General features: G+C 54.5%; 15 protein-coding genes. 9 read left to right on the forward strand and 6 right to left on the reverse strand.

Annotated elements, in window-relative coordinates; all coding sequences use genetic code 11:
• The first annotated feature begins 152 nt into the window (after window positions 1-152).
• Complete coding sequence (locus GVJ63_RS14185; RefSeq protein ID WP_010257692.1) at window positions 153-587, forward strand: type II toxin-antitoxin system RatA family toxin; 435 nt, start codon at window positions 153-155, stop codon at window positions 585-587.
• Window positions 580-873 (forward strand): RnfH family protein, encoded by a 294-nt coding sequence (locus GVJ63_RS14190; RefSeq protein WP_010257690.1) that lies wholly within the window; start codon window positions 580-582, stop codon window positions 871-873. The genes GVJ63_RS14185 and GVJ63_RS14190 overlap by 8 nt, the downstream gene beginning before the upstream one ends.
• Window positions 874-968: 95 nt before the next feature.
• On the opposite strand, the gene bamE is transcribed toward GVJ63_RS14190, so the two are convergent.
• The 3 genes from bamE to nadK all read right to left on the reverse strand — a co-directional run bounded on the left by bamE (window position 969) and on the right by nadK (window position 4,127).
• The gene (bamE, locus tag GVJ63_RS14195; RefSeq protein WP_010257688.1) at window positions 969-1,316 is read right to left on the reverse strand and encodes an outer membrane protein assembly factor BamE; all 348 of its coding nucleotides are present in this window, start codon (window positions 1,314-1,316) and stop codon (window positions 969-971) included.
• 186 nt (window positions 1,317-1,502) lie between these two features.
• Window positions 1,503-3,164 (reverse strand): DNA repair protein RecN, encoded by a 1,662-nt coding sequence (gene recN / locus GVJ63_RS14200; protein WP_039389657.1) that lies wholly within the window; start codon window positions 3,162-3,164, stop codon window positions 1,503-1,505.
• 84 nt (window positions 3,165-3,248) lie between these two features.
• Complete coding sequence (gene nadK, locus GVJ63_RS14205; RefSeq protein WP_010257685.1) at window positions 3,249-4,127, reverse strand: NAD(+) kinase; 879 nt, start codon at window positions 4,125-4,127, stop codon at window positions 3,249-3,251.
• Between the two features lie 122 nt (window positions 4,128-4,249).
• Here nadK and grpE point away from each other — a divergent pair, with 122 nt between their 5' ends.
• The gene (gene grpE, locus GVJ63_RS14210) at window positions 4,250-4,831 is read left to right on the forward strand and encodes a nucleotide exchange factor GrpE (protein ID WP_010257683.1); all 582 of its coding nucleotides are present in this window, start codon (window positions 4,250-4,252) and stop codon (window positions 4,829-4,831) included.
• 59 nt (window positions 4,832-4,890) lie between these two features.
• Here the strand turns inward: grpE and ung are convergent, their stop codons facing one another.
• Window positions 4,891-5,571 carry a uracil-DNA glycosylase gene (gene ung / locus GVJ63_RS14215; RefSeq protein WP_062758831.1) on the reverse strand — a complete coding sequence of 227 codons (681 nt, stop codon included), beginning with the start codon at window positions 5,569-5,571 and terminating at the stop codon, window positions 4,891-4,893.
• A gap of 242 nt (window positions 5,572-5,813) precedes the next feature.
• Here ung and grcA point away from each other — a divergent pair, with 242 nt between their 5' ends.
• Window positions 5,814-6,197, forward strand: a complete 384-nt coding sequence (gene grcA, locus GVJ63_RS14220; RefSeq protein WP_010672180.1) for an autonomous glycyl radical cofactor GrcA — start codon at window positions 5,814-5,816, stop codon at window positions 6,195-6,197.
• Between the two features lie 217 nt (window positions 6,198-6,414).
• On the opposite strand, the gene srmB is transcribed toward grcA, so the two are convergent.
• Window positions 6,415-7,743: an ATP-dependent RNA helicase SrmB gene (gene srmB / locus GVJ63_RS14225; RefSeq protein WP_010257676.1), complete on the reverse strand. Its 1,329-nt coding sequence runs from the start codon at window positions 7,741-7,743 to the stop codon at window positions 6,415-6,417.
• A gap of 165 nt (window positions 7,744-7,908) precedes the next feature.
• Between srmB and GVJ63_RS14230 the strand changes: the two genes are divergently transcribed.
• Window positions 7,909-8,658 carry a tRNA1(Val) (adenine(37)-N6)-methyltransferase gene (locus GVJ63_RS14230; RefSeq protein WP_010257673.1) on the forward strand — a complete coding sequence of 250 codons (750 nt, stop codon included), beginning with the start codon at window positions 7,909-7,911 and terminating at the stop codon, window positions 8,656-8,658.
• Here the strand turns inward: GVJ63_RS14230 and nadB are convergent.
• Entirely contained in the window at window positions 8,643-10,262 is a 1,620-nt protein-coding gene (gene nadB, locus GVJ63_RS14235; protein ID WP_010257671.1) for an L-aspartate oxidase, read from the reverse strand. The genes GVJ63_RS14230 and nadB overlap by 16 nt on opposite strands.
• 414 nt (window positions 10,263-10,676) lie before the next feature.
• On the opposite strand from nadB, the gene rpoE reads away from it, so the two are divergent.
• From rpoE to rseC, 4 genes are read left to right on the forward strand one after another with little or no spacing between them, the layout of a single operon-like run.
• Window positions 10,677-11,255, forward strand: coding sequence for an RNA polymerase sigma factor RpoE (gene rpoE / locus GVJ63_RS14240; protein ID WP_010257669.1), 579 nt, complete (start codon window positions 10,677-10,679; stop codon window positions 11,253-11,255).
• 27 nt (window positions 11,256-11,282) lie between these two features.
• A complete protein-coding gene (gene rseA, locus GVJ63_RS14245) occupies window positions 11,283-11,936 on the forward strand; it encodes an anti-sigma-E factor RseA (RefSeq protein WP_010257667.1) in 654 nt (217 codons plus the stop codon).
• Window positions 11,936-12,892 (forward strand): sigma-E factor regulatory protein RseB, encoded by a 957-nt coding sequence (gene rseB, locus GVJ63_RS14250; protein WP_010257666.1) that lies wholly within the window; start codon window positions 11,936-11,938, stop codon window positions 12,890-12,892. The genes rseA and rseB overlap by 1 nt, the downstream gene beginning before the upstream one ends.
• Window positions 12,889-13,353, forward strand: a complete 465-nt coding sequence (gene rseC, locus GVJ63_RS14255; RefSeq protein ID WP_010257664.1) for a SoxR-reducing system protein RseC — start codon at window positions 12,889-12,891, stop codon at window positions 13,351-13,353. The genes rseB and rseC overlap by 4 nt, the downstream gene beginning before the upstream one ends.
• Window positions 13,354-13,455: the final 102 nt, after the last annotated feature.

The raw sequence follows: 13,455 nt of genomic DNA on the forward strand, positions 1-13,455 counted from the left end.
GCGTATTTTACATCACTTAGTCGGTTATCGCATCCCCAGTCCAGCGGGGCGGCAGGAAACGGGATATTCTAGCACACCCTCACTCGGGGACATTTTTGTTTAATCGCTGAAAATGCTATTATTCAGCGGTTTCGTGATGAACAGGAACCATTATGGCTCAGATTAGTCGTTCGGCGCTGGTCCCGTTTAGTGCCGGGCAGATGTACAAACTTGTAAATGATGTGGATGCCTATCCGCAATTCCTGCCGGGTTGCACCGGAAGCCGCGTGCTGGATGCGTCAGATAATCAGATGACTGCGTCCGTGGATGTGTCGAAAGCGGGCATCAGCAAGACATTTACCACCCGCAATACCCTGACAGATAACCAGAGCATTCATATGCAACTGGTTGATGGACCGTTCCGCAAGCTGACCGGCGGCTGGAAGTTCGTCTCGCTGGGCGATGACGCCTGCAAGGTTGAATTAAGCCTGGAGTTTGAATTCACCAACATGCTGGTAGAGATGGCCTTTGGCCGTATCTTCAAAGAGCTTGCCAACAGCATGGTGCAGGCTTTCACTCAGCGAGCCAAAGAGGTCTACAGTGCCTGAGATCTCCGTTGAGGTGGTCTACGCCTTACCTGAAAAACAGTATCAGCTTTACGTGAAAGTGGAGCAGGGCAGTACGGTAGAGCAGGCCATCCAAAAGTCAGGGCTACTGGAACTGCGTCGGGAGATTGACCTCACCAGTAACAAAGTCGGCATCTACAGTCGGCCAGTGAAGCTGGGTGATGAGGTTAATGAGGGCGATCGTATTGAGATCTATCGTCCGCTGATTGCCGATCCCAAAGAGCTGCGCCGTCAGCGCGCAGAGCGAGCGGCAGAAAGCAAAAAATAAGTCGCTATCCCTTCAGGCTCAGTGGATAGCGGGCATAAAAAAAGGCGCTCAGTGCGCCTTTTTGCTGTCTGTCGTTTAAACGCTCTTACGTTTAATCAGTCGCTGTTTCTGGTCAGATTCTGCTTATTGTCGATGTTAGTCAGAACACCGTTACCATCAAAGTTCAGTGTCAGCGTCTGCTGCTTCACGCGCTCATGGCCTGGCTCCTGACGGAACACGTAATACCATACGTTGCTGCCAAACGGGTCTTTCATCATCGGCGTACCGAGGGTGTAAGCCACCTGTTGCTGTGTCATACCGGTATGGATCTTGGCTACGTCGTTAGCTACCAGATAGTTACCCTGGTTGATATCAGGACGATAGACCACGCGCTCTAAGGTGGAACATCCGGCGGTCATCATCAACATTACTACTGCCGCGGCAGTCAGCGTTTTACAGCGCATCTATACATTCCTTTTCCGGGGCCAAACGCCTTTTACAGGCGGTTTTCTTGCCATCAAAATCTGAACTCTGCCTGCGGCAGGCTTTATTACTTTGGCGACATAAGTGCCGATGATAATAAACCTTTTCGCTATTGGAAACCTCTACAGAGCAAGCTTATGACCCCAGCCGGTTAAAAAAGTGCGCTGCTATGCGGCTAAAAGTTCTTTTGCGTTGGCCAGGGTGTTACGTGTGACCTCGCTGCCACCCAGCAGTCGCGCCAGTTCCTGCAGACGTGCACGCTTGTCCAGCGGCTGCATATGGGTCTCGGTCATCGCACCATCGGTCTCTTTGCTGACATAAAAGTGCTGATGACCACAACCGGCAACCTGCGGCAGGTGGGTTACGCACATTACCTGGGTTGATTCGCCCAGCTGACGCAACAGCTTACCTACCACGGCGGCGGTCGGGCCGCTGATGCCGACATCCACTTCATCGAAAATCATCGCTGGCGTTTCCATTTTCTTCGCGGTGATGACCTGAATTGCCAGGGCGATACGTGACAGCTCACCGCCCGAAGCAACTTTGCCCAGCGGCTGCAGCGGCTGGCCTGGGTTAGTGGTCACCTGGAAATCGACGCGGCTCGCACCGTCTGCGGTCAGCTGATCCGGGTTAAAGGTCAGCGCGATTTTAAACTGGCCATGCGGCATCGAGAGCAGATGCATACTCTGGGTAATCAGCAGCTGCAACTCATCGGCATAGTGGCTGCGCTGCTGGTGCAGCTGCTCTGCGCTTTGCAGCGCTGCCTGATAGTGTTCACCCACCAGTGATTGCAGGCTCTCCTGATCGCTCTCATGCTGAGACAGCAGTTCCGCTTCTGCCAGCAGTTGCTGATGCAGTTCAGGCAGCCCTTCAGGAGTGACGTGATGTTTACGGGCTAAGGCGATCTGGCGCGAAATGCGCTGTTCCAGTTCGTACAGGCGGTTAGGGTCCAGATCGAGGCTGTCGCAGTAGTGGCGCAGCTCATCACTGGCTTCGCTCAGCTGAATCGCCGCCTCTTCCAGCAGGTTGTGAACGCCATTCAGTTTCTCATCCAGCGAGGTCAGTTCTGAAATCATCTCACGCGCGCTGTAGAGCAGGCTGTTGAGATTATTGTCATCGCTGTCTGCTAACAGTTGCAGTGCTTGCTGGCTGGTCGACAGCAGCTGTCCGCTGTTGGCCAGACGCTTGTACTCTTCGTCGATCTGCTCATATTCACCCTGCTGCGGAGCGAAGTCGTTCAGCTCTTTCAACTGATACTGCAACAGCTCGCGACGGGATTCGCGCTCCTGCGCCTGCTGCTGATGCAGCGCCAGGGTGCGGCAGCTCTGATGCCAGGTCTGATAGCTGGCGCGCATTTGCTGCAGCAGATCGTCGTGACCGGCATAGGCATCCAGCAGATGTTTCTGGTGGTCTGGTTTGAGCAGAAGCTGATGGGCATGCTGGCCGTGGATCTGAATCAGTAACTGGCCGAGATCGCGCAGCTGAGAGAGCGGCACCGCGGTGCCGTTGATAAAGCCGCGGGAACGTCCGTCAGCGCTGATAACCCGGCGCAGCAGACATTCGTTGCCATCGTCCAGATGATTATCAATCAGCCAGCGCTGAGCAGAAGGGGAGGACTTAAGCTGGAAGCGTGCGCAGAGGTCGGCCCGGCTGGCACCCTGACGCACCATGTCGGCATCAGCACGACCGCCCAGGCATAATCCCAGTGCATCAATCGCGATAGACTTACCGGCACCGGTCTCACCAGTGATTGCTGTCATGCCGCGTTGAAAATCAATGTCGAGCTCACGAACGATAGCGAAATTACTGATGGTCAGTTGGGCCAGCATAGGTTCACCTGTATGAATAAACACATATGGTTTTTCATACAGTATAAACTGGTTTTTTATCCAGTAAAGAGGTGATGCCGCATTTCAGAACAATTTTTTTGACCAGCCCAGTTTTGAACTCAGCGTATTGAAATAGCTGTAGTTTTTAGGATGAATCAGGTTCAGGTGGTTGGCGCTGCGTCGTATCAGTACATCCTCGCCTTCCTGAATTGGCAGCGCAATCTGGCTGTCACAGCTGATTTCCAGATCGCTGCGACGCGAGGAAAAGCGCAAACGGATGGTACTGCTGCTGTTGATGACCAGTGGCCGCGCTGACAGCGTATGCGGGAACATCGGCACCAGCACGATTGCTTCGAGTGACGGCGTCAGAATCGGGCCGCCCGCAGAGAGTGAATAGGCGGTCGAGCCGGTGGGTGTCGAAATAATCAGCCCATCCGAGCGCTGGGAGAAGGCGAACACTTCATCAATGTAGACTTCAAATTCGATCATGTGCGCGACTTTGCCGGGATGCAGCACCACTTCGTTGATAGCGGAGCCAATGCGCGGCGAGCAGTCAGATTTGCACACCTGCGCTTCCAGCAGAAAGCGGCTCTCGACGAAATAGTTGCCCTGTAGCACCTCATCCAGCTGCTGCTGCGCATTGTCCGGGTCAAGGTCGGTGAGAAAGCCGAGATTACCGCGGTTAATCCCAATCACTTTAATGTCGTAGCGCGCCAGCACTCGTGCTGCGCCCAGCATATTGCCATCACCGCCCACCACGACCGCTAAATCGGCCTGCTGACCAATCTCCGCCAGCGTGCCCGTCTGCACGTCGTGAAGCGACAGCTCCTGCGCAATTTGCTTCTCAACGATCACTTGATAACCTTTGGCTGTCAGCCAGCGCCAGAGCATCTCATGCGTGGTTAACGCGGTGGGATGGCGCGGATGACCCACAATACCAATGCAGTTAAAGTGTTTGTTCATCTGGTCGGTGTTCCTTATAAGCCAAAACGGTAAGGCAATGTGATAGGTTCCCTTGAATCCGTCATACCAATCCCCATAATAAGCCAACCAGCGAAATGAATGTGCAAAACGCGGAGAAATTCATGAGTAGTAAAGAACAGAACACCCCAAACGAGCAAGTCTCAGACGAAATTCAGCAGGATCAGCAGCAACCTCAGGAAGCGGAGACAGCGGCAGAGGTGGATCCGCGTGATGAGCGTATTGCTCAGCTCGAAGCTGAATTAGCGCAGTCGCAGACCGGTGTGCGCGATGCCCAGCTGCGTGCGCAGGCAGAGATTGAGAACATTCGTCGTCGTGCCGAGATGGACGTTGAGAAGGCGCACAAATTTGCGCTTGAGAAGTTTGCCAACGAACTGCTGCCGGTGATCGACAGTCTGGAACGTGCGCTGGAAGTGGCGAACAAAGAGGATCCACAGCTGGCTTCGATGATTGAAGGGATTGAACTGACCCTGAAAGGCCTGCTGGGCGCCGTGCGTAAATTCGGTGTTGAAGTGGTCGGCGAAACCGGCGTGCCGTTTAACCCGGAAGTGCATCAGGCGATGTCGATGATGGAGTCTGAAGAGTTTGAGCCAAACCATGTCATGCTGGTGATGCAGCGTGGCTATACGCTGAATGGCCGCCTGCTGCGCCCGGCGATGGTTGCGGTTTCCAAAGCTAAAAGCTGATTCAACGCCTGAATCCCGTTACACGGCCGCGCTCTGACGCGGCCGTGTGCTTTCTGGCGTTAGTCCGGTAAAACCGGCGTCCAGTCCACCGGCTTTTTACCGGCAGCGCTCAGCAGCTCATTGGTTGTTGAAAAGTGTTTGCAGCCGAAAAAGCCACGGTGCGCGGAGAGCGGCGAGGGATGCGGTGCCTGCAACACGTGATGGCGCTGGCGATCGATAATGCTGCCTTTCTTCTGCGCATGTGAACCCCACAGCAGAAAAATCACCCCTTCACAGTGCTGGTTAATCGCCGCAATCACATTATCCGTAAAGGTCTCCCAGCCAAATCGCGCATGGGAATGCGCTTTGCCCGCCTCAACTGTCAACACGGTGTTCAGCAACATCACGCCCTGTTTTGCCCAGCTCTCAAGAAAGCCGTGACTGGGCTTCTGAAAGCCAGGAATATCCTGCATCAGCTCTTTATAGATATTCTGCAGAGAGGGCGGCACCTGGACGCCGGGCAGTACCGAGAAGGCCAGGCCGTGCGCCTGATGAGGCCCGTGATAGGGATCCTGACCGAGTATCACGACGTTGACGTCGCCCAGCTCCGTCAGGCGAAAGGCGTTGAACACATCTTTCTGCGGCGGATAGACCGTGACACCTGCGGCGCGTTGATCGGCGACCTGCTTCAGCGTCTCGATAAAATAGGGTTTCTCTTTCTCTTCAGACAGCACGTCGTGCCAGGTCAGCTTTTCAGCCATGTTTAACTCCCTTAACGTTAGTGCCATAAGCTTAGCGGTTCCTGCCGCTGACCTGAAGGCAAAAATAATTTGAATAATACAAATTAAGTTTAGATGGCAGGGGTATTGAGATCAACGGGTTAGCTTAAAAGCGGCCGGAATGCCTGATTAATATTGATACAGGTCAAAACTGTCCGAGATCATAGGTGATATACCGGGGCCTCAAATTTGATTTATCCACGTATTACCCGGGAGACGCAATCATGATCACTGGTATCCAGATCACTCAATCAAACAATTCACAACTACTGAACTCCTTCTGGCTGCTGGACGAAGAGAAAGCCGAAGCGCGTTGCCTGTGTGCAAAAGCGGGCTACGAAGAAGATCAGGTTGTCGCCATCAGCGAGCTGGGCGAATTCGCTTACCGTGAAGTGCCGGTTGAAATCAAACCTCAGGTACGTGTTGAAGGTGGACAGCATCTGAACGTCAACGTTCTGCGCCGCGAAACGCTGGAAGATGCAGTTAAACATCCTGAAAACTATCCGCAGCTGACTATCCGCGTTTCAGGCTATGCCGTGCGTTTTAACTCACTGACACCTGAGCAGCAGCGCGACGTGATTACCCGTACCTTTACTGAAAGTCTTTAAGCAGCCTGAGTTATCGGCTGCTGAAAATTAGCGCAAAGCGCACACAGCAATTTTTATTAATATTATGAATAAGATAAACAGTTAACTTCCCGGCACGCTGATGCCAGTGTCATGAAGAAAGCGCTCTGGCAGACAAAAGATTGTGAAAGGGCTGTTACTGATTATCAGATAAAAAAAATCGCCTCCTGTGAGGCGATTTTTTTATAGCTGCGATGATTTATTCCGCATTCTCGTTAGCTGGCGTACTGCCGCTTGCCTTGCGGCGCTTGCCGACATTTTTGGCATCACGATGGCGTTTTTTCACACGCGGTTTTTCTGTTTCACTGGCTTTCTGCTCTGCACGCTTCGCCAGAACCTTTTTCGACGGTTTGCCGGTCGTTTTGGCACTTGGCGCCCGCGTCTCAGGACGCAGCTCATCAATCACGCGCGCTTTGATCGGCTCGTTAACATAGCGGGTGATTTTGCCCAGCAGCACAAAATCGTGCGCTTCAACCAGTGAGATGGCGATGCCTTTACGGCCCGCACGACCGGTACGCCCGATGCGGTGCAGATAGGTATCAGCGGTGCGCGTCATGTCATAGTTGAAGACGTGACTGACATCTTCAACGTCAATGCCGCGCGCGGCGATATCCGTCGCAACCAGCACGTTAACGCGGCCTTCACTCAGACGTTTAATCGCTTCGTTACGCTTTGCCTGCACCATTTCGCCTTCAAGATAGCTGCTACGAATCCCCGCTTCGTGCAACCAGCTCACCAGCTCATGCAGACGTTCACGCTTACGCACGAAGACGATGCTGCGCGTCACATCCGGCTGTTTCAGCAGATGGATCAGTAATTTGGTCTTATGCTGCAGATCGTCAGCGCGGTAGTACCACTGCTGAATCTTTTTGCGCTCACGGCGGCTTGGGTCCGCTTCCAGCTCAACCGGATCGTTCAGCAGACGCTCGGCGAAGTCACGGATATTGTCGCCTTCCAGCGTGGCAGAGAACAGCAGAGTTTGCTTGCGCCAGCGCGTTTCAGCCGCGATGGTTTCGATATCCTGGGCAAAGCCCATATCGAGCATGCGGTCCGCTTCATCCAGCACCAGGGTTTCTACTGCGCGGCAGTCAAAGTTCTCTTCTTTGATGTACTGCAGCAGACGGCCGGTGGTGGCGACCACGATGTCCTGGTTTTCGCTGAACACTTCGGCATGGTTCATATAAGCCACGCCGCCAGTGATGGTGGCGATGTCCAGATGGGTATGTTTCGCCAGCTCACGCGCATGATCGGCGACCTGCATCGCCAGTTCGCGGGTCGGGGTCACAATCAGGATGCGTGGCGGGCCAGATTTCTTACGCGGAAAATCAAGGAGGTGCTGCAACGCCGGTAACAGATACGCGGCGGTTTTCCCGGTCCCTGTAGGTGCCGAACCCAGAACGTCACGGCCCTCCAGCGCGGGCGGAATTGCAGCAGCCTGGATCACTGTTGGGCGCGTAAAGCCTTTTTCCTGCAACGCTTGTAGCAGGCTTTCGTCGAGTTCGAGTTCGGAAAATGTGGTTACTGTCATGGTCTACCTCAGTTTGGGGCGCTGATTATAGACAGATCAGACTGAATCTTCATCTGTTAATCCGTTTCGGCTGCGCCTGGGGTTGTCTGCCGCGTGAATTCCCTCTGTTGTCACGTTACACTCATGCGCTGCCGTACGGCAGGAAAAAAACGATGGTAGTGACGAATGATGCAGGATAAGCCGCGTGAACGGCCACAGTTAAACAAGAACGGTTTTACCTTTAAACAATTTTTTGTCGCGCACGATCGCTGTGCGATGAAAGTGGGCACCGATGCCATTCTGCTTGGGGCTTGGGCGCCGGTTGCCGGGGTAAAACGTATTCTGGATATTGGCAGCGGCAGCGGGCTTATCGCGCTGATGCTGGCGCAGCGTACGCCGTCGCCGGTCAACATCGATGCGGTTGAGTTAGAACCGCAAGCCGCGCTTCAGGCGCAGGAGAATGTGCAGCAGTCGCCGTGGCCTGAACGTATTCAGGTTCATCAGCGTGATATCGCCGACTGGGCTGAACAGTGCGATAAACGTTACTCGCTAATCGTCAGCAATCCGCCTTATTTTGCACCTGGCGTGGCCTGTTCTACTGCGGCACGGGACAGCGCCCGTGCGACTGCCTCGCTCGATCATCAGACACTGTTGCGCAGCGCTGCATTACTGATTGAAGAAGAGGGGATGTTCTGCGTGGTGCTGCCCACCGCGACCGGCCAGGAATTCATCGCCCTGGCGCAGGCGGATGGCTGGCATCTGCGTTTCCGGCTGGACGTGGCGGAATATGCCCATCGTCCGCCGCACCGCGTCCTGCTGGGGCTGTCGCCGCAGGCCGGGGAAACCCTGCTGGAGCGCCTTGCTATCCGCACGCCGGACACCCGCTATTCTGATGAGTGGTGTAGTCTGACGCGGGAGTTCTACCTTTTTATGTAGTCCGGCGGCGTCAGGATGGTTGGCCGCGCCTCGGGCAGTAAATCCGGGTAGTCGCGGATATAGTGCAGGCCGCGACTCTCTTTTCGCTCCAGCGCACAGCGCACCATCAGGTCAGCGACCTGCACCAGATTCCGTAGCTCCAGCAGGTTATTGGAGAGGCGGAAATGACGATAATATTCATCGATCTCCTGCTGAAGCAGGTTGATGCGACGCAGCGCCCGCTCCAGCCGCCGGGTCGTGCGGACGATTCCCATGTAATCCCACATGAATAACCGCAGCTCGTGCCAGTTATGCTGGATCACCACGCGCTCATCGGCGTCATCGACCTGGCTTTCATCCCATACGGGTAGCGCAGTAACGGCTTCGATGGCGGGCAGGGTGCGAATCAGCTCCTCTGCGGCGGACCAGCCATAAACCAGACACTCCAGCAGCGAATTGGATGCCATGCGGTTAGCGCCGTGCAGGCCGGTATAACTCACCTCACCGATGGCATAGAGGCCACTGACATCGGTCTGGCCGTGCTGATCAACGACCACGCCGCCACAGGTATAGTGCGCGGCAGGCACAATCGGGATGGGTTCTTTAGTGAGGTCAAAGCCAAAGGTCAGCAACTTCTCATAGATCATCGGGAAGTGCGCGCGAACAAACTCCTCAGGCTGGTGGCTGATGTCCAGATACATACAGTCAACGCCCAGCCGCTTCATCTCATGATCGATGGCCCGGGCGACGATATCGCGCGGGGCGAGTTCGGCACGCTCATCGAAATCGGGCATGAAACGGCTGCCATCGGGACGCAACAGCCAGGCACCTTCTCCGCGTAACGCTTCGGTTAACAGGAAATTCTGCGCCTGCGGATGAAACAGGCAGGTCGGGTGGAACTGGTTAAATTCCAGATTGGCAACCCGGCAGCCGGCACGCCAGGCCATCGCGATGCCGTCACCGGAGGCGATGTCGGGGTTAGTCGTATATTGATAAACTTTGGCGGCACCGCCAGTTGCAACCACCACGGCCCGTGCCCGACAGGTTTCCACCTGTTCGCGATTACGGTTCCAGATCCATGCTCCCACCACGCGGCGTGGGCCTGGCAGGCCGATTTTATCTGAAAGAATCAGATCGACTGCGTTGGTGCGTTCCAGAATCCGGATGTTGGGATGGCTCAACGCCTGGCTTACCAGCGTCGTTTCAACCGCATGGCCGGTGGCGTCAGCGCTGTGCAGGATACGGCGATGACTGTGGCCGCCTTCCCGCGTCAGGTGATAACGCATGTCGCCGGCCGCCTGCGGATCGAGATCAAAGGCGACACCGTTGTCGATCAGCCACTGCACGCAATGCCGGGCATTACTGGCGATAAACGAGACGGCTTCACGGTCGCATAATCCTGCTCCGGCAATCAGCGTATCTTCGATGTGTGACTCGATGCTGTCAGTCTCATCAAATACCGCAGCAATACCGCCCTGGGCGTAAAGGGTTGACCCCTCATTGACCTGCGCTTTACTGAGAACTGTCACCTGGTACTGTTTTGCCAGCCGTAACGCCAGCGACAGGCCAGCAGCACCGCTGCCCACAATGAGTACATCACACTGATAATCCGGGTTCGCATTCATCATAATGTTTAATTTACTAAACAAGAATAGGGCTGAGCATAAGCGCAATGGGGGTTACTGTGAAGTATTTTAAACATCTGGCGCAGGTTTTTGTCTGATGATTTCCCAAAGTTACTTAATATCAGTGAGTTAAAACCGGGCTGCTTTTGGCGCGGTTTTTTATAGCAAACTTATTAAACCTAAAGGATTTAATGATGAAAAAGCTGTTGTCATAGGTTACTCTGCCTGCGATTTACGCTCCTTACACTGAACGAAAACGAAGAACCTGTGTAATGTCCATCGGAGCGGTAAATATCAGGGCGAGAAGTGAACTTCGCACCACATCACAACTCTAAGCGCATGCTTGCTCAGAACCATGAGATGTGCTGGCAGTTACTTTATGCGTATGAAAAATTTGGGGAGACATTACCTCGGATGAGCGAGCAGTTGACGGACCAGGTCCTTGTCGAGCGCGTACAGAAGGGAGATCAAAAAGCTTTCAACTTACTGGTGATTCGTTACCAGCATAAAGTGGCGAGCCTGGTTTCACGCTATGTTCCCTCGGGCGACGTACCTGATGTAGTACAGGAATCGTTTATTAAAGCGTATCGCGCACTGGATTCATTCCGGGGCGATAGCGCGTTTTATACCTGGCTGTACCGCATTGCGGTAAATACAGCGAAAAATTACCTGGTTGCTCAGGGGCGTCGTCCGCCATCCAGCGATGTGGATGCTATTGACGCAGAAAATTTCGAAAGTGCGGGTGCATTAAAAGAAATTTCGAACCCTGAGAACTTAATGTTGTCAGAAGAATTGAAACAAATTGTCTTTCGTACCATCGAGGCGCTACCCGAGGACTTGCGTATGGCAATCACCCTCAGGGAACTGGACGGTCTGAGTTATGAAGAGATCGCCGTCATTATGGATTGCCCGGTAGGCACTGTTCGATCACGTATCTTTCGTGCGCGAGAGGCCATTGATAACAAAGTTCAACCGCTTATCCAACGTCAGTGATAACGGCTACTGGAAGGGTACATAGGCATGCAGAAAGAAAAACTTTCCGCTTTAATGGATGGTGAGACCTTAGATAACGAGCTGTTTTCCGCCTTGTCTAAGGACGCAGAATTACAGAAAAGCTGGGCAAGCTATCATCTCATTCGCGATACCATGCGCGGTGATGTGGGCGATGTCCTGCATTTTGATATTTCTGCGCGCGTCGCTGCTGCCATCGAAAAAGAACCGTTGCGTACGGTTACAACGCTGATCCCTGAAGCTCAGCCAGAACCTTCCCGCTGGGAAAAAATGCCGTTCTGGAAAAAAGCGCGCCCGTGGGCTGCGCAACTGACCCAGGTCGGTGTCGCTGCCTGTGTTTCACTGGCCGTGATCGTAGGCGTTCAGCACTATAACCAGCCAGAGGGCAGCGCCACGCAGACCTCTGACTCTCCGGTGTTCAATACGATGCCGATGATGGGCAAAGCGTCTCCGGTGAGCCTGGGCGTGCCGTCTGATGCATTTGACACCAACAGTTCTAACCAGCAGGTTCAGGACCAGCGTCGTCGCGTAAATGCCATGCTGCAGGATTACGAACTGCAACGTCGCCTGCACGCTGACCAGCTGCAGTTTGAAACCACTGCGCCAAAACAGGCGCAGGTTGATGTTCCCGGAAATCAATCATTAGGACAGCAACAGCAGTAATGAAGCCGCTTTGGTATGCTGTTAGCCTGCTGACAGGCAGCCTGTTGTGGTCATCTGCCGCCCCGGCGCAACCTTCTGCGTCCGGGGCGCTATTGCAGCAGATGGAGCAGGCAAGTCAGAACCTCAACTACGAATTCGCCTATATCAACGTTTCCCGCATCGGCATCGAATCGCTGCGTTATCGTCATGCTGTAATCGATAACCGGATATTCGCTCAGCTGTTGCAGATGGACGGGCCACGTCGGGAAGTGATCCAGCGCGGCAACGATATCAGTTACTTCGAACCCGGCCTCGATCCCTTTTCGCTCCCCGGCAATCACATTATCGATGCTTTACCGTCGGTAATTTTTGCTGACTTCACCAAGCTCGCCACAGCCTATGATTTTATTACCGTAGGCCGCTCGCGCATTGCCGATCAGATGTGTGATGTGTTGCGCATCGTTTCACGCGATGGCACCCGTTACAGCTATGTGGTCTGGCTGGATGTGGACACCAAGCTGCCGCTGCGCATCGACCTGCTCGATCGTGATGGCGAAACGCTGGAGCAGTTCCGCGTCATCAGCTTTGCGGTGGACGAAGGGGTGCGTAATCTGATGCAGGGGCTGGAGAAAGCCAATCTGCCTCCGTCGCTTTCGGTGCCGAAAGGGGATGCGGTTACGCTCACCTGGCAGCCTGGCTGGATACCTGCCGGTATGTCGCTGGTGTCGCAGAATCGCCGCACGCTACCCGGTCTGAATAAAAATATGGAATCGAAGCTCTACAGCGATGGCCTGTTTAGTTTCGCGATCAACGTGACGCCGGCCGATAAAACCAGCACAACGCAGACATTGCGCACTGGGCGTCGTACGGTCCAGACCGTTGTGCGCAATAATAACGAAATAGCGGTGATCGGCGAATTACCGCCCTCGACCGCAAAACGTATTGCGGACAGCATCGACCTGGGGTCACAAAAATGATGAGAGAATGGGCCACCGTGGTGGCATGGCAGGATGGCATCGCCACGCTGCACACCGAAGCTAAAACCTCCTGCAACAGCTGTCAGGCGCGTAAAGGCTGTGGCAGCCATATGCTGAATAAGCTCGGTCCGAAGAATGCCCACGTGATGCAAATCGCCAGCAGCAAGCCGCTGCAGCCGGGGCAGCGGATCGAACTTGGTATCAAAGAGAGCAGCCTGCTGGGTTCTGCGCTGCTGGTCTACATGACGCCGCTGTTTGGCCTGTTCCTGGTTTCCGGGCTGTTTCAGGCGCTGTTCAGCAGCGACCTGGCCGCCGCCTGCGGTGCGCTGCTGGGCGGCATCGGGGGTTTTATTGTCGCCAAAGGCGTTTCAATGAAATTCGGCGATCGGGAAGCCTTTCAGCCGGTCATTCTGAACATCGCCTTGCCTCCCGATGCGCTGCGTGTTGAAAGCGAAGCGTAACGCACGTCCAGGCCGCGCATCCCGCGGCCTTTGTCTGTTCTGCCTCGCGCAGATATCTGTTTCGCTTCCACCACGTTCCATTCTTTTATGCGCGGCGTTAAC

The sequence above is a fragment of the Pantoea sp. 18059 genome (assembly GCF_902706165.1).
Taxonomy (GTDB): Bacteria; Pseudomonadota; Gammaproteobacteria; order Enterobacterales; family Enterobacteriaceae; genus Pantoea; species Pantoea agglomerans.

Bases quoted from the DNA above. Each gene is read 5' to 3' on its own strand.
- recN (WP_039389657.1), bottom strand. From the start codon at position 3,164: ATGCTGGCCCAACTGACCATCAGTAATTTCGCTATCGTTCGTGAGCTC.
- nadK (WP_010257685.1), bottom strand. From the start codon at position 4,127: ATGAACAAACACTTTAACTGCATTGGTATTGTGGGTCATCCGCGCCAT.
- nadB (WP_010257671.1), bottom strand. From the start codon at position 10,262: ATGAATGCGAACCCGGATTATCAGTGTGATGTACTCATTGTGGGCAGC.
- rpoE (WP_010257669.1), top strand. From the start codon at position 10,677: ATGAGCGAGCAGTTGACGGACCAGGTCCTTGTCGAGCGCGTACAGAAG.
- rseA (WP_010257667.1), top strand. From the start codon at position 11,283: ATGCAGAAAGAAAAACTTTCCGCTTTAATGGATGGTGAGACCTTAGAT.
- GVJ63_RS14230 (WP_010257673.1), top strand. From the start codon at position 7,909: ATGATGCAGGATAAGCCGCGTGAACGGCCACAGTTAAACAAGAACGGT.
- rseB (WP_010257666.1), top strand. From the start codon at position 11,936: ATGAAGCCGCTTTGGTATGCTGTTAGCCTGCTGACAGGCAGCCTGTTG.
- GVJ63_RS14185 (WP_010257692.1), top strand. From the start codon at position 153: ATGGCTCAGATTAGTCGTTCGGCGCTGGTCCCGTTTAGTGCCGGGCAG.
- grcA (WP_010672180.1), top strand. From the start codon at position 5,814: ATGATCACTGGTATCCAGATCACTCAATCAAACAATTCACAACTACTG.
- srmB (WP_010257676.1), bottom strand. From the start codon at position 7,743: ATGACAGTAACCACATTTTCCGAACTCGAACTCGACGAAAGCCTGCTA.
- grpE (WP_010257683.1), top strand. From the start codon at position 4,250: ATGAGTAGTAAAGAACAGAACACCCCAAACGAGCAAGTCTCAGACGAA.
- rseC (WP_010257664.1), top strand. From the start codon at position 12,889: ATGATGAGAGAATGGGCCACCGTGGTGGCATGGCAGGATGGCATCGCC.
- ung (WP_062758831.1), bottom strand. From the start codon at position 5,571: ATGGCTGAAAAGCTGACCTGGCACGACGTGCTGTCTGAAGAGAAAGAG.
- bamE (WP_010257688.1), bottom strand. From the start codon at position 1,316: ATGCGCTGTAAAACGCTGACTGCCGCGGCAGTAGTAATGTTGATGATG.